The organism is Parabacteroides sp. An277 (assembly GCF_002159645.1).
Lineage (GTDB): Bacteria > Bacteroidota > Bacteroidia > Bacteroidales > Tannerellaceae > Parabacteroides.
Map to the genome: position 1 here is coordinate 82,441 of NZ_NFJB01000009.1, position 19,920 is coordinate 102,360.

General features: G+C 46.1%; 16 protein-coding genes. 11 read left to right on the plus strand and 5 right to left on the minus strand.

From position 1 onward, the window contains the following. Window positions 1-135: 135 nt before the first annotated feature. Window positions 136-966 (minus strand): DUF6261 family protein, encoded by an 831-nt coding sequence (locus tag B5F77_RS05275; RefSeq protein ID WP_087328680.1) that lies wholly within the window; start codon window positions 964-966, stop codon window positions 136-138. A 141-nt stretch (window positions 967-1,107) separates the two neighbouring features. Here B5F77_RS05275 and B5F77_RS05280 point away from each other — a divergent pair, with 141 nt between their 5' ends. After that, window positions 1,108-1,662, plus strand: a complete 555-nt coding sequence (locus B5F77_RS05280; RefSeq protein ID WP_140392817.1) for a hypothetical protein — start codon at window positions 1,108-1,110, stop codon at window positions 1,660-1,662. Between the two features lie 94 nt (window positions 1,663-1,756). Here the strand turns inward: B5F77_RS05280 and B5F77_RS05285 are convergent, their stop codons facing one another. The 4 genes from B5F77_RS05285 to B5F77_RS05300 are packed head-to-tail and all read right to left on the minus strand — an operon-like array spanning window position 1,757 to window position 5,461. Next, a complete protein-coding gene (locus tag B5F77_RS05285; RefSeq protein WP_087328684.1) occupies window positions 1,757-2,866 on the minus strand; it encodes a hypothetical protein in 1,110 nt (369 codons plus the stop codon). A 40-nt stretch (window positions 2,867-2,906) separates the two neighbouring features. Beyond that, window positions 2,907-4,154, minus strand: coding sequence for a DUF4934 domain-containing protein (locus B5F77_RS05290; protein WP_087328685.1), 1,248 nt, complete (start codon window positions 4,152-4,154; stop codon window positions 2,907-2,909). A 33-nt stretch (window positions 4,155-4,187) separates the two neighbouring features. After that, complete coding sequence (locus B5F77_RS05295) at window positions 4,188-5,075, minus strand: slipin family protein (protein ID WP_087328687.1); 888 nt, start codon at window positions 5,073-5,075, stop codon at window positions 4,188-4,190. A gap of 2 nt (window positions 5,076-5,077) precedes the next feature. Beyond that, the gene (locus tag B5F77_RS05300) at window positions 5,078-5,461 is read right to left on the minus strand and encodes a GntR family transcriptional regulator (protein ID WP_087328689.1); all 384 of its coding nucleotides are present in this window, start codon (window positions 5,459-5,461) and stop codon (window positions 5,078-5,080) included. Window positions 5,462-5,740: 279 nt separating this feature from the next. On the opposite strand from B5F77_RS05300, the gene B5F77_RS05305 reads away from it, so the two are divergent. From B5F77_RS05305 to B5F77_RS05350, 10 genes are all read left to right on the plus strand, one after another. Further along, on the plus strand, window positions 5,741-6,562 hold the full coding sequence (locus tag B5F77_RS05305) for an IclR family transcriptional regulator (RefSeq protein ID WP_087328691.1): 822 nt from the start codon (window positions 5,741-5,743) through the stop codon (window positions 6,560-6,562). A gap of 10 nt (window positions 6,563-6,572) precedes the next feature. Beyond that, window positions 6,573-8,345 carry a YVTN family beta-propeller repeat-containing protein gene (locus tag B5F77_RS05310; protein WP_087328693.1) on the plus strand — a complete coding sequence of 591 codons (1,773 nt, stop codon included), beginning with the start codon at window positions 6,573-6,575 and terminating at the stop codon, window positions 8,343-8,345. 23 nt (window positions 8,346-8,368) lie between these two features. Next, window positions 8,369-9,082: a hypothetical protein gene (locus B5F77_RS05315; RefSeq protein ID WP_087328695.1), complete on the plus strand. Its 714-nt coding sequence runs from the start codon at window positions 8,369-8,371 to the stop codon at window positions 9,080-9,082. A gap of 123 nt (window positions 9,083-9,205) precedes the next feature. Beyond that, window positions 9,206-13,207, plus strand: coding sequence for an SUMF1/EgtB/PvdO family nonheme iron enzyme (locus B5F77_RS05320; protein WP_087328697.1), 4,002 nt, complete (start codon window positions 9,206-9,208; stop codon window positions 13,205-13,207). A 402-nt stretch (window positions 13,208-13,609) separates the two neighbouring features. Beyond that, window positions 13,610-16,063, plus strand: coding sequence for a cytochrome c biogenesis protein CcsA (ccsA, locus tag B5F77_RS05325; RefSeq protein WP_087328699.1), 2,454 nt, complete (start codon window positions 13,610-13,612; stop codon window positions 16,061-16,063). Window positions 16,064-16,100: 37 nt separating this feature from the next. Then, the gene (locus B5F77_RS05330; RefSeq protein ID WP_087328701.1) at window positions 16,101-16,418 is read left to right on the plus strand and encodes a hypothetical protein; all 318 of its coding nucleotides are present in this window, start codon (window positions 16,101-16,103) and stop codon (window positions 16,416-16,418) included. A gap of 22 nt (window positions 16,419-16,440) precedes the next feature. Next, window positions 16,441-17,451 (plus strand): dihydroxyacetone kinase subunit DhaK, encoded by a 1,011-nt coding sequence (locus tag B5F77_RS05335; RefSeq protein ID WP_087328738.1) that lies wholly within the window; start codon window positions 16,441-16,443, stop codon window positions 17,449-17,451. A gap of 3 nt (window positions 17,452-17,454) precedes the next feature. Next, window positions 17,455-18,072, plus strand: a complete 618-nt coding sequence (locus B5F77_RS05340; RefSeq protein WP_087328703.1) for a DAK2 domain-containing protein — start codon at window positions 17,455-17,457, stop codon at window positions 18,070-18,072. Window positions 18,073-18,102: 30 nt separating this feature from the next. Further along, entirely contained in the window at window positions 18,103-18,975 is an 873-nt protein-coding gene (lsrF, locus tag B5F77_RS05345) for a 3-hydroxy-5-phosphonooxypentane-2,4-dione thiolase (RefSeq protein WP_087328704.1), read from the plus strand. A 2-nt stretch (window positions 18,976-18,977) separates the two neighbouring features. Next, complete coding sequence (locus B5F77_RS05350; protein ID WP_087328706.1) at window positions 18,978-19,871, plus strand: WD40 repeat domain-containing protein; 894 nt, start codon at window positions 18,978-18,980, stop codon at window positions 19,869-19,871. Window positions 19,872-19,920 lie beyond the last annotated feature (49 nt).

Here is a 19,920-nt window from a genome sequence, read left to right on the forward strand (position 1 = left end):
GACACAGATTTAACAGATGATCACAGATTCTTTTTTATTGATTTATAATTAAATAAATCTGCGGTCATCTTGTCGCATCTGTGTTATTAGTGTGCCATATACCCATTATGAAACACCTTCATGCTTCTGATGGGATTAAGCTTCTTTCGGGGCTGTTTCTTCCCCTTCCGGCGTGATGGGTTCGAATTGCGTGCCGCCGGATTCCTCTTCCTGTCCGGGCTCTTCCGCGTCTGTTTTTTGTCCCTGCATTTGGTTGTACGTCTGCCGGTAGTGGTCCACTACGCCGTTGATATCTACCACCAGCAGTTCGGCATTATGCCGGTCTGCTTCTCCTCCTAAAATCTGCAACGCTACGAGCAGGTTGCAAATATCATTAAACATATCATCTACCTCTTGGCGGATTTCTTTCGTCTTGGGGGAATTTTGGCGGTCGGTCTTAATCGCCCGCTTTTTGTCCCTCAGTTCTTCATAGTCGTCATTCGCCTTTTCGAGCGGCGATACCAAGACATCCAGGTGCAAGGTAGCCAAATGCTCTTCCAATATGGATTTATTCAAATCCAGTAATAGCCCGTGTATTTTGGATGTCTTCGCATCATACGGCAGGGCCTGTATGCCTTTGTAGGTCGAAATCTTGGCACTCACAGCCCGTGCAGCTTCCAGTGTAGTGGTGTTTTTCGACAGCAGGGCATTGTCTATCATCAGGAATAGGAGGGAAAGGAGGCGATTGCGTTCCGCATCCAGTTCGACCAGTTTCGGTGTCTCCGCATAGGTCGTGCTGACCGTATTGTAGTCCACCAGCGTTTCTACCTTGGCTTCATATCTGTCTTTGATATCTTGCCACGTGGGTTCTAACGTGAACGACGCAATAGGAGTTAATACTTTTACGACGCTCTCATGAAATCCTAAATGCAATGAGTTGGGAAATTTTCCCACCAGGCTGCCTTTTACTTTTACTGCTGTATTCATACGCTTTTTATTTTAGTAAATTAATACGATTCATTTCGCTTTTTTCTCCTTTAAAGAAAGGAGCATTCTTTTTTAATCGAAGCTTTCGATTACAGTGAGTTTTTAAAATTATTCTCGTCGAAGCGTTCGAAAGGAATCCTTTTGAAATGGAATTATGTGCGAAGTGTTCGCTTGGAATCTTTTTTAAAAAGGATTGCTTTCGCACTTTTCGCTTTTAATAACTGGATGGAGTTATTAAAAGCGCACCATTCGCTCGCTATCCTTTTTAATTTCTTTTGCTGGCGCACTGTTCGCTCAGAGTTCTTTGCTGGCGGAATTGATTTCGCAACGTTCGCACTCAATTTTTTTCTCACGGGATTGTTTTCGCACCGTTCGCCAGCTGTTTTTCCTCGGCGGGATTACTTGCGCAGGCTTCGCATCCAATTCTTTTCTCACGGGATTGCTTTCGCACCGTTCGCCAGCTATCTTTTTCCGGCGGGATTGCTTTCGCAGTTTTCGATAACAATCCTTTTCTCGCGGGATTACTTTCGTAATGTTCGCAAGGCATCTTTTTTCAGCAGGATAATATTCGAAGTGTTCGGCGATAAAAATTTTTCAAAGACAATGCTTCCGTGTCTTTCGATAGGAAGCCAAACAACTAAAAAAAACTGGCAGCACTTTCGTTTGAAAATCAATGAAACAAATACAATGGAATAACGAGTTACTGCCAGTACTCTTAACCCAAAATTTCTATGGCGCTATAAAGTTCGATAATCTTTTTGAATTGACCAAATTTTCGATTAAAAAAATATCAGTTTTTTAATAAATAGCGTACCAACTCGATGTTATCTCCCACATTTTTCTTTGTGGAGGCATACAAGAAGCCGTTTTTTTCATCCAGCGACAGGTTGGTACAGAAGCGGTCGAGCCGGTAGCAGGCCGTGGGTATTCCCATAGGGTCGAACGCATACACTTCCACTGGCGGAATGGTTTCATCCAGCATGTGGGTGCCGTCGTAGCCCATATATATAAGGTACACGCGTGCGCGCGTGACGCACCAATTATAGTAGGAAAGGCGCGTCTGGCTATTTGCAAAATTCAAGTACCATATTGGGATGTTTGCCTTCGCCACCTCATATTCCGGTTCATACAGGTCCGGACCCTTAATTTCCTTCACGAGGTGGAGCGAATCGTCGTAGAGGCGGAGGCGAGGAAGATGGAAGTCGGCCGCCCAGATTTCTTTTCCAAACGGACGAAACAGGTATGCCCCATTCACTTCGGCCGGGAAATATTCCATATCGGGATGAAGGGTCAGGAATTCGGTCTTGATCGTGTCAGGCGCTTCCATCGGCCGGATTTGAAATTCAGGGACATTGTTGGGATGCGCCGAGTCTGGCGAATACCAGAAATTGTAAGCGAGGTACGTGCTGTCGGTCAGAACGCAGGGCGGGATTTGGGGATGGGTTTGCGAGCTATAGCGGAAGCTCCGGATAATCTCCAACTTTTTATTTTCCAAGGTCTTTTTCCAATCGATTTCAAAATAGAGACTCCGATTGAGGTCGATGGCCAAAAAGGTTTCCGCCTGGCAGTTCGGCACAAAGGCTATCAGATTGAGGAACTCACCCGGACCATTTCCATGCGTCCCCACGCTGAGCAACCGCTGGCGAGTCCGAAGCGAGAAGAACTCCAGGAAATATTCACAACCCGATTGGTTATTTGCCAGTACGATAGAGTCTTGCAATACCCAATAATAGAGCGGATTATTGTAGGTATCTTCCAGCACGACCGGCTCCGCATCGCGCAATTCCTGCTGTTCGGGAATCTCTTCCCGCGAAAAATTCACCACAACTGCCTCTTCTTTCTTATTACCGCAGGAGAGGAGTAGGAGAAGCGCGGCAAAAATGCAAACTGTTCGTTTCATGATGTATTGATATTTAGATAATTGGATTCTTGTCGAAATTTTATTTCATAATCACCACCACGGGGTTGTCATCCGGCGTCAAGTGGCGCAACTGTTCCACCTCGGGCGGGAGGTTCGCTACCTCCGGATGGGAATCGAACCAATCCGCGATTTCCTCCGCCGAAAGCAACTGGAAAAATTCGCCCTCAGCGTTGGCATACGAAGGCTGCAGGGAGAGGAAATGGGTCAGGTCATTGCTAATTCCCTCCTGGAAAGGAGCCACTTGTGCCTTTTGCTTCTGTTTATTGTAAAGCAGATTATAGTTTTTGCATGCTTTGGGATGAAGAATGTCCACCGCGAAACGCATCCATAAAACGGTTTGATTCTCATAGATATCTAACGGGAAAATCGCGTGGTCTTTATGCTCCTTATACCGGTCTTCGAAGGCGTAGCGCATCGAACCGAAGTCGAACACCCGTTCTGGAAGCAAATCCGTTTGCGAAACCCGGTAAATGGTATCGTTATACAATTCTTTGAAATAGAGCTTATCGCCCGCATGCCAGAAGGGGTCGACCGCAGGAATGACTGGCAAAACGAGTTGATTCTTGAAATGAAGATACAAAACGTCGTGCCCACATATCAGCTTCTGGAAAACCTGGAATGTTTCCATTTCTTCCGTAGTGGAAGGGATGAGGCTTATCGTGCTATGGGGCACGGCAATCGTGGCGAGACGCGTCGTATCACGAAAGAGGATGACGCGGTCCGGTAGCTTGTCGTTTGCCGGAAAATGGGCCGCAAGCGTCGTGGAATCCAACCATGTATAGCAATAAGCGCCATAAAAACCGTAGTATCTTTCAATGTCGTGGAAATAACCTTTGAAGTTATTGTTCAAATCATAAACCACTGAGCGAAAATTTCCTGCCGGAAAGTACATACAGGCATTTTTTTCGTTAAACCAGCCGTCTGACCGTACGCTTCCAGTCGGATCGTTGCCGATATGCCCGATAACGTTGCGGAATGCCCCGTTTTCTTTGTCGAAGGCAAAACAGGGGTGCTGCTCGGAGGTAATAACCAATTTATCTCCTGTCGCAAAGAGCGACGGCGATTTTCCTATCAAAACACTATCGGAAGTCTCTAAAGGAACATATCGAATGTGCGAAAAATAGTCGGAAGCACGGATTTCCGACGGATGCCGGTAAGCCGTTTCCACGTCGATGACCTCCAGACCTATCGTTTGAGATTCCTCTTTGCAGGCGGAAAAAACGAAAAGAATGCCTGCCAAAAAGGCGTAAAAGAGATATGTTTTCATGCTATCTATTATATAATGTATAGGAAAAAAACGTTACGCTTCCGGTCTCGATTCTTTCGCCAAGGAGGAGAGGCCGGCGATAGAACCGAGATTCATCGTGTCGAGTGCGGAGCTGGGTACAATCACCATCGATCCCTTCTCCTTTAGGCCCTCGAAGAGCATGTTCATACCGCGCAGATGCAGGGCGACGGGGTTATCGCGATACTGGGAGCTGGCCTGGGCAAACTTCTCTGCAATCTCGGTCTCGGCCGTTCCAAGAATGACGCGCGCCCGGCGTTCGCGTTCGGCCTGAGCCTCTTTACTCATCGCTTCCGCGAGGTCTTGCGGGATAGCAATGTCTTTGATGCCGACCGTCTGGCACGTGATGCCCCACGGGTTCGTATTGTGGTCCAATACCTGCTGCAAGTCCTCTGCGATTCGGTCCCGTTCTTGCAAGAGCGTGGAGAGTTCGTGCTTACCGATGGTATCGCGGAGGCCCGTTTGCGCGATGTGTTCGATAGCCGTTTGGTAATCCTGCACCTCGAGCGCAGCTTTCTCGACATCCCAGACCGTCCAGTATACTACCGCATCCACATTGACCGGTACCGTATCTTTCGTAAGGGTTTGTTCTGCCTTAAATGCCGATACCCGTACCCGCTGATCGATGTAGGTCGATACGCTCTCAAGGATAGGAATAATCAGGAAGGGACCCGGTCCCTTGAGATCTGCAAATTTCCCCATGCGGAGCACGACAGCCCGTTCCCATTGATCCGCCACCCGTATCGACGACGAAATCAGCGACGAAACCAACACCAAGACCAGCGCGACCGGAAGATTCACCACCCGCAATACATACAAAGCTGCCGAGATTCCCAGCAACACCACCCATACCGATACCGAGATGGAGTTAAACCATCCCTTTTGAATAACATAAGTCGTCATAACTATTTTATTTTAGAAGTTGATAACATTTGCAATGCCTGAATAATCTCATCAAAGGTGAATCCGTAGCTGAGAGCCTTTGAAGAAAACTGAGTACAAATTTCACGAAGTTTATCAGTCCTTTCCTTTTCCGATAACATTACCTCAGATTTGTTAATATAGGTGCCCGAACCTTGTTGTGTCGATAAAATCTCTTTGATTTCTAATTCTTTATAAGCCTTAGAGACCGTGTTTAAATTAACCTTCAATTCAACCGCGAGGGCGCGAACCGTAGGAAGCTGTTCGCCCAGACGAAGCTGACCAGACGCAATGCCATAACGAATTTGGTCAATAATTTGGCGATAGATAGGTACGCCACTCGAATAATCCAATACGAATTTAATCATGTCTCTCTTGTTTTAAAGATATGTTGTACTATTGTTATATGACAATGCAAAGGTGAGAAGAATATCTTAGATATGCAATTATTTTCGTCCATTTTTTTTGAAAAATGTCCGAAAAAAGGACTTAATTTTGCCGATATAAAAGGGCAGGTTCGAAAAAATAGTCGTTTTAGAGGTCTACAATATGTTCTACAACATAATTAACTTCTTTTTAACCTATAAGCGAACCTGTTTCCTGATGAAAGTGTAAATTTGGTTCAAATCAGGAATAATATTTCAAATATGGAAATATTTCTGCCAAATATGAAAAAAGAAGACGAAAATTACAAGGTGCCGAATTTGGAGAAAGGGATAGCCGTATTGGAATATCTCTCCTTTTACTCGCAAGGGAAGACGTTGCAAGAGATAAAGCAAGCGCTTGAACTCTCGCAAACGACTACCTATCGTATTTTGAATACGTTGTTGCGGTTAGGATATCTGTTTTATGAAGAAGGCGCTAAGCGATATAAAGTTTCACGTAAACTTTTGACGCTTGGTTTTCGTTCGCTGAAGGAACATAATATGCTGGAAGTGGTTCTTCCTCGTCTGCAGGCATTGCGGGACGAAGTGAAGGAGACCGTTTGTTTTGGTGTATTGGGTAATGAAAAGGGCATATTCATTGAGCAAGCGCAGGGATTGCATACATTCCATTTCGTATTATCACCTGGTAAATCTTTTGAATTACATTGCTCCGCACCGGGAAAAGCCATTATGGCTTATTTGCCGAATACTGTAAGAGATAGGTATTTATCATATATGCACTTTGAGCGGTATAATTCGCACACAATTACTGAGAAGGATGTTTATTTGGAAGAGTTGGAAAAGGTGCGTAAATTGGGCTATGCATTAGATAATGAAGAAGAGATGACGGGGGTTATTTGCATAGGTGCCGCCATTTTGGATTATACAGGATATCCTTGTGGAGCGATTTGGATGTTAGGTCCGAAAGACCGATTACCCAAAGAGATAATGCAAACTTCGGCCAAGGCTGTGATGCAAGTGGCAAAACAAATATCCAAAGAATTGGGTTATAGTTTGACTTCAAAGATGAATGTAGTAAAATAAATATAGAGCCATGAAAATAAATAAACGGACATTGAGAGAAATACTGGTAGTAGGTTTTACGTTCTGTTGCTTATGGAATGCGGAAGCAGGGACGCCTCCCTTTTTTACGACCGATTTGAAGTTGGATGAAAAAGGACAAATGTGGATGACGGAAAAGGGGAAAAAATGCGTAGATGTTTTTTCGCCAGAAGGAGAGTTATTACAATCCTATCCGGTGAATGAAATACCTACCGGGATTTTATTACTGAAAAATAAAGCATATATAACTACATTTGAGACGAAAGGTAGTCTTGAAATTTTGGATTTACCGACGGGAAAGATTGAGGCTTCCATTCCCATGGGGTCGGGTGCTTGCCATCCTTTCCTGAGCGCGGATGGTAAATTGCTTTATGTATGCAATCAATTTTCCAATACAGTGATGGAAGTAGACCTTGCGACGAATAAGGTTGTAAGAGAAGTAGACGTTTTGCGTGAACCAAGGTCGGCAGTCCTGAGCAAAGATGGAAAATACATGTTTGTAGCCAATTTTTTGCCTTTACAACGAGCTGATATAGATATTGTAGCAGCATGTGTGTCTGTCATCGACATGAAAAGTTTTAAACGCATTAAAGATATTCAGTTGGCGAACGGAAGTAATGCGTTACGAGGATGTTGCATTACGCCAGATGGTAAATATGTATATGTGTCTCACAATTTAGGACGTTTTGCTGTACCCACGTCTCAATTGCAGCAAGGATGGATGAATACGAGCGCATTTAGTATTATAGATGTAGAGAAACAGGAATTCGCAGGTGTCGTAATTGTGGATGAACCGGATAGGGGAGCCGCAGGCATTTGGAGCATTGACTGTGATGAGAATCAAATCTATATTACGCATAGCGGTACGCATGAAGTCAGTGTTATTGATCATCAAGCCATGCTGGAAAAGTTGGCGAACTATCCAGATAAGTCAAAATTGGATTATGATTTGACATTTTTGTATGGGTTAAGACAACGCATTCCTTTGGGAGGAAACGGACCGCGCTGTATGATAACGACCGAAGATAAGCTCATTATTCCTACTTATTTTGCGGATGTATTAAATGTAGTAGACAAAGAAACTTTAGAAGTGACATCTGTTGCTTTGAACCCTGACCGTGAAGAAACCGATGAGCAAAAGGGTGAAAAGTACTTTAATGATGCTACTCATTGCTTCCAGAATTGGCAGAGTTGTAATGGTTGCCATCCGGGTGATGGGCGGACAGACGGCATGAATTGGGATTTGATGAATGATGGAATCGGAAATCCTAAAAATTGCAAGAGCTTGTTGTTTAGTCATGTGACTCCTCGTTGTATGATATCGGGTATTCGTGAGTCAGCAGAACTTGCGGTACGGGCTGGTTTTCGATATATTCAATTTTATGAACCGGAAGAGGAAATGGCTGTATGTGTAGATAAGTATTTAAAAGCATTGAAACCGGTACCAAGTCCTTATTTAGTGAATGGAGAACTGAGCGAAAAAGCAAAAGAAGGGCGTAAAGTATTCGATAAATTGAAATGCGGAGAATGCCATAGTGGTCCTTATTATACGGATCAGAAATTGCATGTGATAGGAGAAAATGTAGAGTTCGAGGAAGGATGGGATACGCCGACATTGCGCGAAGTATGGCGTACGGCTCCTTACTTGTTCAACGGAATCGCTCCTACCATGAAGGAGGTGTTCAGCGTTTACAAGCATGGCATTGACCAAAAAGTGTCAGATGAAGAAATTGAGGCACTAACCGAATATGTGAATTCATTATAACAAATAATTAAACAAATAGAGCAATGAAAAAAAGAAGAATGTTTGAAACAATGGTAGTCGCTTTAGGGCTGTGCTCTTTAGTGGCTTGTACGAACAAGTCGGCTAATGCGACTTCAACAGAGAATGCAACAACAGAAAATCAATCTAACGTAAAGGAGGATAAAGCAATGGTTTATTCAAAAAAGTACACGAATGCCGATTTTTATAAAGACGGCAAATTTCAACAAGATGTTGCTATGGAGGCAATGAAGGATATGTTTGCTTTCTATGGCGTACCTTTTACCGATTTGATGGCAAAAGACATGTGGGTAACAGACTTCGGTTTGGGTGATTTCGAACATGTAGGTATGGGTGGTATTTTCTGGGTAAATGATCCGGAATATGGTTACTTTGCTCATGCAATCTATTTGTTGCCTGGCCAGATGATACCTGAACATGCGCACATGAAGACAAAATATCCGGCAAAGCATGAATCTTGGATGGTTGAAAAAGGATGGGTTTACAATTGCTCAGAAATTGGTGACCCGACAAACAACATGCCTGAAATCCCTGCGACTCACGGTCCGATCAAGAGCGTAAATTGCACTGTCCAGAAAGTGGGTGACGTATTGCGCTTGAAGAAGTTGGAATCGTTCCACTTCATGATGGCTGGTCCAGAAGGTGCTATTGTAGATGAATGGGCTTGCTACCACGATAATGATGGCTTGCGCTTCACAAATAGCAAGGCTGCGTTGTAATTTTCTTTTGTGTTGATCCGGACAAGGCGTTTATCAAAAGCTGATGACCGCCTTGCCCGGTAAATGTTATGAAAGCCCCCTATGGGGCAATACCATTAAAAAACATATAACAGGATTTTGAGTATGAATAGATTTCAGATATTAGCATCTGTCCTTTTATCTACTTCTACAGTGCTATGGGCGGCTCCAAAGCAAGATACAGAATCGTGGATTGACGCTTCTGTTAAGGCAAAGAGTGAGTTGCTAGCCAAATTGAAAGAGGCTGGAATGCCGGTTATTTCTCAGTGGGTGAAGCATAAACAAAAAGCGCAGCCGTTTAGCGTAGATGTAAAGGGATTAGAAAAATTGGTGTTGGTTACAGCTGGAGGTCCAGATGGAACTGATTATGACCAAGCTGTGTGGGCAAATGCTCGCTTAATTAAAGCAGATGGAACGGAAGTATGGCTTGATGAAATTCCGTATGAATATGGTGTGGCTGGCTGGGCAAAACCCAAAATGAACACGAATGCTTACGACCATGAGATTATTATTGATGGAAAAGAATATAAACATGGCGTATTCTGTCATGCGAATGGAACATTGGTTTATCCATTGAATGGGGAATATGTACGTTTTGAAGCAGAAGTAGGCATCGACGATTCATCTTCGGGCGGAAGTGTTTTCTTCCAGGCATTGAATGTAATGCCAGGTAAAGTTGGCGAAGCTTTGAATGCCAAGTATCCGAATGAGATATCTATGTTGGGTTCTGTGCTCGATGGATTGGATTCGTGGTTGATTACAGCGGATGCATCTGTGGAAAAGCAGGCTGTCGAGAAAGCGTTGTCTCATTTGAAGGATAAAACTTATTTTGCGGGTTTAGCAAAGCAAATAGAAAGTGAGACGGATGTAAATACTCAGATACATAAGTACCTGGAGTTATTAGAACAAATACAAAACGTAGCTACCATCCAAGATGAATTGGCTTGGTTGAATGTAGATGCCATCCAGAAAGCTTATGATGATATGAAGAAGCGGAAAGGATACGATACGGCCAAGTATGGTCCTATGTTGGATGAATTGCTCGCTTTAAATAAGAAAGGGTTTGACGGAATCTATAAAGGCGATGAGCAAGCCATGGCCGATGCCCGGAAAGCATTGGCTAATAAGCGGGCTATTTTGATGGGTAATACGCTTCTTGATAAAGATAAGATTGTTGCTACTCGTTTTAAATTGGGTGTAAAGGCTCGTCAGGCAATGGCACCAGATTTGGGTACACAAGCAAATAACTGGAGTAATCAGGAGTCGGCTCGTCGTGGCGGATTTGATGCGGAGATTGTGGAACTTTCCAATTTGCGGGGCGATACGGTTCAGATGCGCCAGGTTTATAAGGCTAAGTATGGCTCTTCTATTGCAGATTTGAAGTTGCATTGGGATGGAGACCGCGTGATGTTCACTCAAATGATGCCAGATAAGCGTTGGAATATCCATGAAGTGAAATTGGATGGAACGGGTTATCATCCCATGATGGAAATGAAGGAACCGGATTTGGAGTTCTATGATGGAACCTATTTGCCCGATGGACGTATCATCGCCATCTCAAATATTGGTTATCAGGGTGTGCCTTGTGTAAGTGGTGATGACCCAGTTGGTAATATGGTGCTTTATAATCCGAAAGACCAAAGCATGCGTCGTATTACATTCGACCAAGATGCCAACTGGAATCCGACCATTATGGCTAATGGTAAGGTAATGTACACGCGTTGGGAATATACGGATTTGACGCACTATTATTCTCGTATTGTGATGCACATGAACCCGGATGGTACAGAGCAGAAGGCGCTTTATGGTAGTGGTTCGATGTTCCCGAATAGTACGTTTGATGTACAACCTCTTCCGGGACATCCGTCTGCTTTCGTAGGTATTATTTCCGGCCATCATGGCGTAGCTCGTTCCGGTCGTTTGATTTTATTCGATCCTTCGAAAGCTCGCAAGGGTGCGGCAGGTATGACACAAGAGATTCCATACCACGATCGTCCTATTGTAGAAGAAATTAAAGACCAGTTGGTGGATGGCGTATGGCCGCAGTTCGTAAAGCCGATGCCGTTGAACGATAAATATTACTTAGTGTCTGCTAAATTGAGCCCAGATGATTTGTGGGGACTTTATTTGGTGGATGTATTTGATAATGTGACTTGTATTTATAAAGCAGAAGGTGAAGGTTATATTAGTCCGATATTGGTTCGTAAGACAACAACTCCTCCGGCTATTCCAGACCGTGTGAAGTTGAACGACAAAGAGGCTACAGTCTTTATCCAGGATATTTATACAGGTGAAGGTTTGCAGGGTGTACCGCGTGGTACGGTGAAAGAGTTGCGTATTCATGCTTACGAATATGCGTATGTAAAGACTCAATCAGACCATAACTGGCATGGTATCCAGAGCGGTTGGGATATCAAGCGTCTGTTGGGTACGGTTCCGGTTGAAGAAGATGGTTCTGTTATTTTCAAGATTCCGGCTAATACGCCTATTTCTATCCAGCCGATAGACAAGGATGGAGCGGCTATTCAGTGGATGCGTAGTTGGTTGACAGGCCAGCCGGGCGAGGTCGTATCTTGCGTAGGTTGCCATGAAGACCAAAACGAGATTGCTATTCCGAAACGTGTGATTGCTTCTCAGAAGGCGGCTACTCCGTTGAAAGCTCCGGAAGGAGGCACGCGTTCGTTTACATTCGATTTGGAAATCCAGCCTATCTTGGATCGCGCTTGTATTGCTTGCCATAACGGCGAAGGCAAGGCATTCGACTTGCGGGGTGGTAAGAAGGATAAGTTAGGGTATGGTACTTCTTATTTGAATTTGCATCCGTATGTACACCGTCAGGGTGGCGAAGGCGATATGTTGGTACTTTATCCGTATGAATATTATCAGAACACGAGCGAGTTGGTTCGCCTCTTGAAGAAGGGACACCACAATGTGAAACTGACGGAAGAGGAATGGAAGACCTTGTACAACTGGATTGATTACAATGCGCCGGATAAGGGGTATTTCAATGCCAATGTCTTGGGCAAAGAGATTATTCCGTACCAGGGCTTCGACCAGATTCAGCGTCGTATCGAATTGAACAACAAGTATGCAGGTGGTTCAGGCGTTGATTGGAAGAAGGAAATCTCTGATTATGCAGCTTATTTGGAAAAGAAAGGCCCGATTACCCCGGTTATGCCGGAACCGGAAAAACCGGTGAAGGTAAAGAACCTGAAGGTGAAAGGATGGCCTTTTGATGCGGAAGCTATCAAGGAGAAGCTGGCTGACGAGAAGGAAACACGTATGGAAATCGAATTGGCTCCGGGCGTGAAGATGACGTTTGTCCGTATCCCGGCTGGACAATTCGTGATGGGTAGTTATCATGGCGAATCGGATGCGCGTCCGACGGCCAAGGTGAAGATTGACAAATCGTTCTGGATGGGCGAATTGGAGGTTACTAATCAACAATACAATGTCTTCTTCCCGAAACATGACAGTCGCCACATGGATCAGCAGTGGAAAGACCACGTGCACCAGGGTTATGTGGCAAACGACCCGGATCAACCGGTTATCCGCGTAAGCTATAACGACGCAATGGAATTCTGCAAGCAGTTGAGCGAAAAGACGGGCTTGCATGTGACGTTGCCGACCGAGGCTCAATGGGAATGGGCTTGCCGCGCAGGTAGCGACGAGGACTTCTGGTTTGGCAACCTGAATGCAGACTTCGGTAAGATGGAGAACTTGGCGGATGAAACAACCAATTTGTTGGCAGTAAGTGGTATCGATCCGCAGCCAATGCCTAAGACCAGCTTCTGGTATAAGTATTATACATTCTTGCCGAAGGTGGAAAGCGTCAACGATGGCAGCTTGATTCAGATTGCAGGCAAGAAGTACGAAGCGAATCCGTTTGGTTTGTATAACATGCACGGAAACGTAGCGGAATGGACTCGTTCGGATTATCTGCCTTATCCGTATAAGGAGAATTCGAAGGAAACTTCTGAATATAAGGTGGTACGTGGTGGTTCATGGGTTGAACGTCCGAAGTTCTCGACGGCTTATAGCCGCAAGGCTTACTATCCGTGGCAACCGGTATTCAATGTCGGTTTCCGCGTAATCATTGAAGATTGAGATTTGAACTGATGGGTTTTCCGGCGGCTCTAAGTAGCCGTCGGAAGGCCGATTGGTTAAAAAAGGAAAAATGCCGGGCTTGGATGAGGGCGGAAAATGCCGTTTAGAGTCTAAATTTGGCTCTCATTCAAAATGAGTGTTAAATACAGAGTCTAAATTCGGTTCTCCGTCAAAATGAAAGTTAAATACAGCATCTGAATTTGCCTTCTTGTTAGAAGGAAAGTTAAATTCAGGGTCTAAATTTGATTTTCGGTCAGAAGGAGAGCCTAATTTAGAGTCTAAATTCGATTTTCGCTCAGAAGGAAAGCCTAATTTAGAGTCTAAATTCGATTTTCAGCCTGTCGGCAAGTCTCTTTTGGCGACTATAAAATGAATTGAGACTAAAAGCGTATTGATAAATACATGAAATCGGTCCTGTTGAAACTATTTTCTTCGTATCGGACAACCTTTGTGTTGATGCTGGTATATGCCATTTGTCTGGCGGCGGCTACTTGGATAGAGAAACAAGCTGGGACGCCGGCGGCCAAGGCTTGGGTGTACCATGCGCCGCTGTTTTTTTTGTGGCAATTCCTGATGGTGGTGAATTTCGTTGTGATTGCATGGCGGAAAAAGTTGGTAAGCCAAGGGAAATGGAGTGTATTGGTATTGCATGCGGCCTTTATCGTGATTTTGGCAGGAGCGTTTTGTTCGCATCTCTTTAGCGAGGAGGGGATTTTGCACCTGAGAGAGGGAGAGAAGAGCAATCAGATAGCCATCCGCCTGGATGGGGACAAGATGGCGTTCCACACGTTGCCGTTTGAAGTAGAGTTGGAGGATTTTATTTTGAAGCGTTATCCGGGTTCGATGAGTCCGTCGTCGTTTGAAAGCAAGATAAAGGTTTATGTAGATGGCCGGACGGAGGAGGCGCTTATTTTCATGAATAATGTATTGGATGTAAAGGGGTATCGTTTCTACCAGGCATCGTATGACCCGGACGAGCTGGGCTCGGTTTTGTCCGTCAATCGCGATGTGGCTGGGCGGAATATAACGTATACGGGGTATTTCCTCCTGTTGGTCGGATTTATCCTGAGTTTGGTGGACAAGCATTCGCGTTTCATGTACTTGAAGCGCCGGTTAAAGCAGATTCATGCGGCCGAAAAGGTGGCGGCGCTTGTCCTCTTTTCTTTCTTATTTCCTATGAATATGAAGGCGGACGAGATGCCTGCCGACCTGCAGGCTATCGTGCAAAAATATGCCGTGGATAAAGCCCATGCGGCGAAGTTTGGCGCTTTGCCTGTGCAATTGGAAAATGGGCGCATGGTGCCATTGAATACGTTCTCGTCGGAAATCTTGCGTAAAATACATAAAGAAGACAAGCTGGGCGATTTGAATTCGGACCAATTCCTGCTGGGGTTGTTTTCGATGCCCGACATGTGGATGCGCGTCCCGTTGATTAGTTATTCCGACGAAGAAATCGCGCAGAAGTTTGGTTTGCCCGAAAAGGCATGCGCCTATTTGCAAGTGTTCGACGAAGCGGGGAATTATAAATTCCAAGCCCAAGTAGAAGAGGCGTATGGAAAAGTACCCAACGAACGTACGCGCTTTGATAAGGATTTGATGAAGCTGGACGAGCAGGTGAATATCCTGCATCTTTTGTTTAATTACCAATTGGTCCGCATCTTCCCGGATGAAAATGATGCCAACCATCGTTGGTATGCGCCGGGCGACGACCTGTCGGTTTATAGCGGGAAGGATTCGATGTTTGTCTCGCATGTATTCCTTTGGTATATAGGCGAAGTGCAAACGGCTTTGCAGAGCCAAGATTGGAGCAAGGCGGACGAAGTATTGGGCATGATCAGTACTTACCAGCAAGCTAAAGCGAAAGGCGTCGACATCAGCCCGAAGAAAATGCAGGCAGAGATTCGTTACAATGAAATGAATGTGTTCGGTCAATGCAAGGTGGGTTATCTGGTGTTGGGCGGATTGCTGCTTATTGTTTCTTTCCTGCGTATGTTTTATCCTGTTTCAGGATTACGGTATGTGTCGTGGCTATTGATAGCGGGCGCTTTGGCCGTGTTCCTTTTCCACACGTATGGGATGGGGATGCGTTGGTATATCGGAGGTTATGCGCCCTGGAGCAATTCGTATGAGACGATGGTGTATGTTTCGTGGGCGACGGTCTTGGCGGGTTTCCTCTTTGTGAAGGGAAGCCGGATTACGTTGGCGTTGGCGGCATTGTTTGGCGGCATCATCCTGTTTGTTTCTGGTTTGAGCTGGATGGATCCGCAGATAAGTCCCTTGGTGCCGGTGTTGAAGTCGCCTTGGTTGATGTTCCATGTCGCGGTTATTGTGGCGGCCTATGGTTTCTTCGGCATTTGCGGTTTGCTGGGCATTACCAATTTGGCCATCATGTCGTTCGTGACGCCCAAGAACCGGGCGATGCTGACGACGCGGATGGAGGAGCTGACCGTCGTAAACGAAATGGCGCTCCTGTTAGGCCTGGCGCTGATGAGCATCGGGACGTTCTTGGGCGCGATTTGGGCGAACGAATCGTGGGGCCGCTATTGGGGCTGGGACCCGAAAGAGACGTGGGCGTTGATCACGATGGTGGTCTATGCCTTGGTGGCGCATCTCCGCCTGATGCGGAAATGGTATAGCCTTTGGTCGTTCAATTTTTTGTCCGTATTGGCCTTTAGTTCCGTACTGATGACCTTCTTTGGGGTAAATTATTTCCTAAGCGGGATGCATTCGTATGGCGAGAATGACCAAATTCATGCTATCTTTGCGTATCTGATCGGAAGCATCGTCGTCGTAGTGGCATTGGGTATTATGGCGCGATGGAAATATAGGCATAAAACAGCAGAATTAGAGATATAATTTGTTTCATTTATAAATATAAAAAAGTAGTAATGCTATGAGAACATTGAATCATTTTGGCATTCCGGTAAACTATAAACCGGAAGGAGCAATGTACAATGCAGGGTTGAATGTCTGGTTGACGGACTATAGCAAAAGTGCGAACCGCATCGAGTTTATTTATTGGGAAGGCGGCGAAAGCCCATTGCCTGAATTGGTATTGAAAACCGCCCATATCGCGTATCAAGTGCCCTCTTTGGAAGAAGCCTTGAAGGGGCAGAAGGTTATCTTCGGGCCAGCTGTGTGCGATGAACATCTGACGATTGCCTTCATCGAAGAAGAAGGTATTGCCCTCGAATTAATGGAAATCAAGTAATAACTTTTAAATGGTAGAAATTATGGCTGAAGTAAAAACAAAATTTATCAACGATCCGCAACATATTACGCCGGAATTATTGGAAGGATATGTATTGGCGTATCCGAATCAGGTGAAATTGGGTGGTGAAAACATTGTCGTACGTGCCAACCCGAAGAGCGAAGACAAAGTGGCTATTGTGACTTTGGGCGGCTCGGGGCATGAACCTGCTTTGAGTGGCTTCGTGGGCGAAGGTATGTTGGATTGCTCCGTAGTAGGCGATATCTTTGCCGCTCCGGGTGCGCAGCGTGTATTCCAGGCGTTGCAATTGATGAAGCGTGAAGCCGGCATCTTGTTAGTGGTATTGAATCACTCGGGCGACGTGATGAGCGCGAACATGGCTTGTCAGTTGGCGGCTCGTGTAGGCATCAAAGTAAAGCAAATCTTGACGCATGATGATATCAGCGCGGGTATTGGCGCAGACGATAAGGACCGCCGCGGTTTGGCGGGTTGCGTGCCTTTGTTCAAGATTTTGGGCGCCGCTTCGGAAGAGGGCAAGAGCTTGGACGAATTGGTAGAAATCGGCGAACGTTATACGAAGCATTGCGCGACGTTGGCCGTGGCTATGCGTTCTTGCACGCATCCGCAGAATGGCGAAACGATTTCCGACCTGCCTGAAGGCATTATGGAAATCGGTATGGGTCAGCATGGCGAAGGCGGTGGCGGCCAGAAACCGCTTGTATCGGCCGATGATACGGCTGCCGAGATGGTTGATTTGCTTTGCCAGCAATTAAAGCCCGCAGCAGGGAGCAAGATGCTGTTGATTATCAATGGCGTCGGCGCGACTACTCACATGGAGTTGAATATCGTCTTCCGCAAAGCGTATATGGAATTGAAGGCGCGCGGTCTTGAAGTGGCTTGCAGCCGCATTCAGGAGATTCTGACGGTTCAGGAACAGGCCGGATTCCAGATGATTATGGCTGTCTTGGATGATGACCATATTGCTTATTTGAACAAGATGTCTAACGCTCCGTATTGGGCAACAATAGGATAAGCTATGGATAAATTGACAATTGCTGATTTCAAAGCCATGCTCGACATGGCTTTGAAGAATATCAAAGCCAAAGAGGAGGAATTCTCTAAGTTGGATGCTGTTATAGGAGATGGCGATCATGGTACGGCTATCGTTACGGCCTTGTCGTGTGTAGTTCGTTCGGCTCAGCAGGGAACTGAATTTAAATCGATGTTGAGCGATATGGGCATGAATGTGATGCTGGAAGTGAGCGGCTCGACAAGTACGTTGCTGGGCGCTTTGTTCTTGGGCATGAGTGATTGTGCGGAAGGAACGGAATTGGATGCCGACGGCGTTCGGAAGATGTTTGCCGGCGGCTTGGCCAATGTGCAACAACAGACGGCTGCCAAAGTGGGCGACAAGACGATGATGGATGCGTTGGTTCCGGCAGTCGAAGCGATGAAGGCTTGTGCTTCTTCAGACATTCGGGAAATCCTGGAAGCGGGAGCCAAGGCTGCTTTAGCCGGTGCGGAAGCTACTATTCCGATGAAGGCGAACTTTGGCCGTGCGCGCAATTATGGCGAGCGTTCGGTAGGTTATATGGATAGCGGTGCGGCTTCTTGGAGTTGCCTGTTTGCTTCTTTCGCCGAAGCGTTGAAATAAGATATGTTTAACTTTTAATTTTTGAATAATATGCCAGATATGGAAGGCTTCAGAGAAGCCAATAACTTTGGATTAGGTCAAGCGCAAGCGGTGGATAATTTTCATGTGAAAGGTGCGTCCAATCTCCCATGGGGAATGAAAGACCGTTTGTCTCGTATTTTTAACCCCAAGTCGGGAAAAGCGGTATTGCTTGCGTTCGACCATGGTTTTATTATGGGACCGACTTCCGGTCTTGAACGCATTGATTTGAGTATCGTTCCGTTGCTTGAATATGCGGATTGCTTGATGTGTACGCGCGGGATTCTGCAATCGTCTATCCCTGCGGCTACAAACAAGCCAGTTTGTTTGCGTTCGGATGCAGGTTCGTCTATCTTGACGGAGTTGAACCGCAACGTGCTTATCGACGTAGAGGACGCTATCCGTTACAATGCGTCGGCTATGGCGGTTATGTTTGCCGCAGGCGACGAGGAACGTGAAGCGATTACAGCAGCTAATTTGGTGAAGGCGGTCGATTTGGGCAATCGTTACGGCATTCCCGTTATGGGTGTGACGGCTGTCGGCAAGCAGATGGCTCGTGATGCGCGTTACTTCGCGTTGGCTTCTCGTATGTGTGCCGAGAACGGTGCCAGCATTGTGAAGACTTACTATTGCGAAGGTTTCGAACGGGTAGCAGCTACTTGTCCGGTGCCTATCGTGATTGCAGGCGGCAAGAAGGTGCCCGAACTGGATGCCCTTAAGCTTTGCTATAACGCAATCCAAGACGGGGCTGCCGGTGTGGATATGGGCCGTAATGTGTTCCAGAGCGAGCATCCGGCTGCGATGATTCAGGCTGTCCATGCGGTTGTTCACGACGGTATCACGGCGGAACAAGGTTATGAAATGTATCAAGATTTGAGCAAATAAAGATGAAAACATTGTTTTTATCGGTAGCGTTGGCTATCGTGGGTTTCCTCTTTTCCGCTTGTAGCTCGTCGCCTGCTTCCGAGAAGCTTTTGCTGGCGGGTTCGGGTTGGAACAAGATGGTGATCATCGACAAGGCTTCCAAACAGGTGCAATGGGAATATCCCTTGGAAGCGGGTTGGGAATGCAACTCGGCTGTATGGACTCCCGACGGGAAAATTCTTTTCTCGTATAAGAAAGGGGCCCGCTTGATGGACCAGGATGGAAACATCCTTTGGGATATCCCTGCTTCGGAAGGTTCGGAGTTCCAGACGGCGCGCGTGCTCCCAGACGGCAACTACTTGGTCGCTTCTTGTGGGCATCCCACCCGTATTTTAGAGGTGAACCAAGCCGGCGATATCTTGTTTGAGCTGAACTACGAGACGGGTATCGAAGACCCGCACGCGCAATTCCGCCAGATTTATAAGAATGCGCAGGGTAATTACATGATACCTTTGTTCCAAACAGCGGAAATACGTGAGATTAGTCCGAAGGGCGAAGTCGTGCGCACGGTGAAATTGCCGGGCAATGGCTATTGCGTCATTCCGCTTCCGAACGGAAACTACCTCGCGGCGTGCGGCGATTCGCATTGCTACGTGGAGTTCAACCTCGAATCGGGTGAAATCTTGCGTACTGTGAAGTCGGGCGACATCGAAGGAACGGAATTCTGCTTCGTAGCGCAGTTGCTCCCGACGGCCGACGGCGGCTTGTATATCTGCAATTGGCAGGGACACGACCCCACGGTGGCCGACAAGCACATCCCGCAACTTATCGAAATAGATAAGAGCGGCAAAATCGTATGGGACGTGAACGATAATCAGAACTTCGGCATGATTTCGTCTATTTCAGTCGTGAAATAAGTTAATTGTCTGAATACGCTGAAGGGGCTGTCTGGGTGTTTGCCTGGGC

What these genes read in the sequence shown, in the direction of transcription:
- B5F77_RS05275 (WP_087328680.1), bottom strand. Translation starts at nt 966, where the DNA reads ATGAATACAGCAGTAAAAGTAAAAGGCAGCCTGGTGGGAAAATTTCCC.
- B5F77_RS05285 (WP_087328684.1), bottom strand. Translation starts at nt 2,866, where the DNA reads ATGAAACGAACAGTTTGCATTTTTGCCGCGCTTCTCCTACTCCTCTCC.
- B5F77_RS05290 (WP_087328685.1), bottom strand. Translation starts at nt 4,154, where the DNA reads ATGAAAACATATCTCTTTTACGCCTTTTTGGCAGGCATTCTTTTCGTT.
- B5F77_RS05295 (WP_087328687.1), bottom strand. Translation starts at nt 5,075, where the DNA reads ATGACGACTTATGTTATTCAAAAGGGATGGTTTAACTCCATCTCGGTA.
- B5F77_RS05300 (WP_087328689.1), bottom strand. Translation starts at nt 5,461, where the DNA reads ATGATTAAATTCGTATTGGATTATTCGAGTGGCGTACCTATCTATCGC.
- B5F77_RS05305 (WP_087328691.1), top strand. Translation starts at nt 5,741, where the DNA reads ATGGAAATATTTCTGCCAAATATGAAAAAAGAAGACGAAAATTACAAG.
- B5F77_RS05310 (WP_087328693.1), top strand. Translation starts at nt 6,573, where the DNA reads ATGAAAATAAATAAACGGACATTGAGAGAAATACTGGTAGTAGGTTTT.
- B5F77_RS05315 (WP_087328695.1), top strand. Translation starts at nt 8,369, where the DNA reads ATGAAAAAAAGAAGAATGTTTGAAACAATGGTAGTCGCTTTAGGGCTG.
- B5F77_RS05320 (WP_087328697.1), top strand. Translation starts at nt 9,206, where the DNA reads ATGAATAGATTTCAGATATTAGCATCTGTCCTTTTATCTACTTCTACA.
- ccsA (WP_087328699.1), top strand. Translation starts at nt 13,610, where the DNA reads ATGAAATCGGTCCTGTTGAAACTATTTTCTTCGTATCGGACAACCTTT.
- B5F77_RS05330 (WP_087328701.1), top strand. Translation starts at nt 16,101, where the DNA reads ATGAGAACATTGAATCATTTTGGCATTCCGGTAAACTATAAACCGGAA.
- B5F77_RS05335 (WP_087328738.1), top strand. Translation starts at nt 16,441, where the DNA reads ATGGCTGAAGTAAAAACAAAATTTATCAACGATCCGCAACATATTACG.
- B5F77_RS05340 (WP_087328703.1), top strand. Translation starts at nt 17,455, where the DNA reads ATGGATAAATTGACAATTGCTGATTTCAAAGCCATGCTCGACATGGCT.
- lsrF (WP_087328704.1), top strand. Translation starts at nt 18,103, where the DNA reads ATGCCAGATATGGAAGGCTTCAGAGAAGCCAATAACTTTGGATTAGGT.
- B5F77_RS05350 (WP_087328706.1), top strand. Translation starts at nt 18,978, where the DNA reads ATGAAAACATTGTTTTTATCGGTAGCGTTGGCTATCGTGGGTTTCCTC.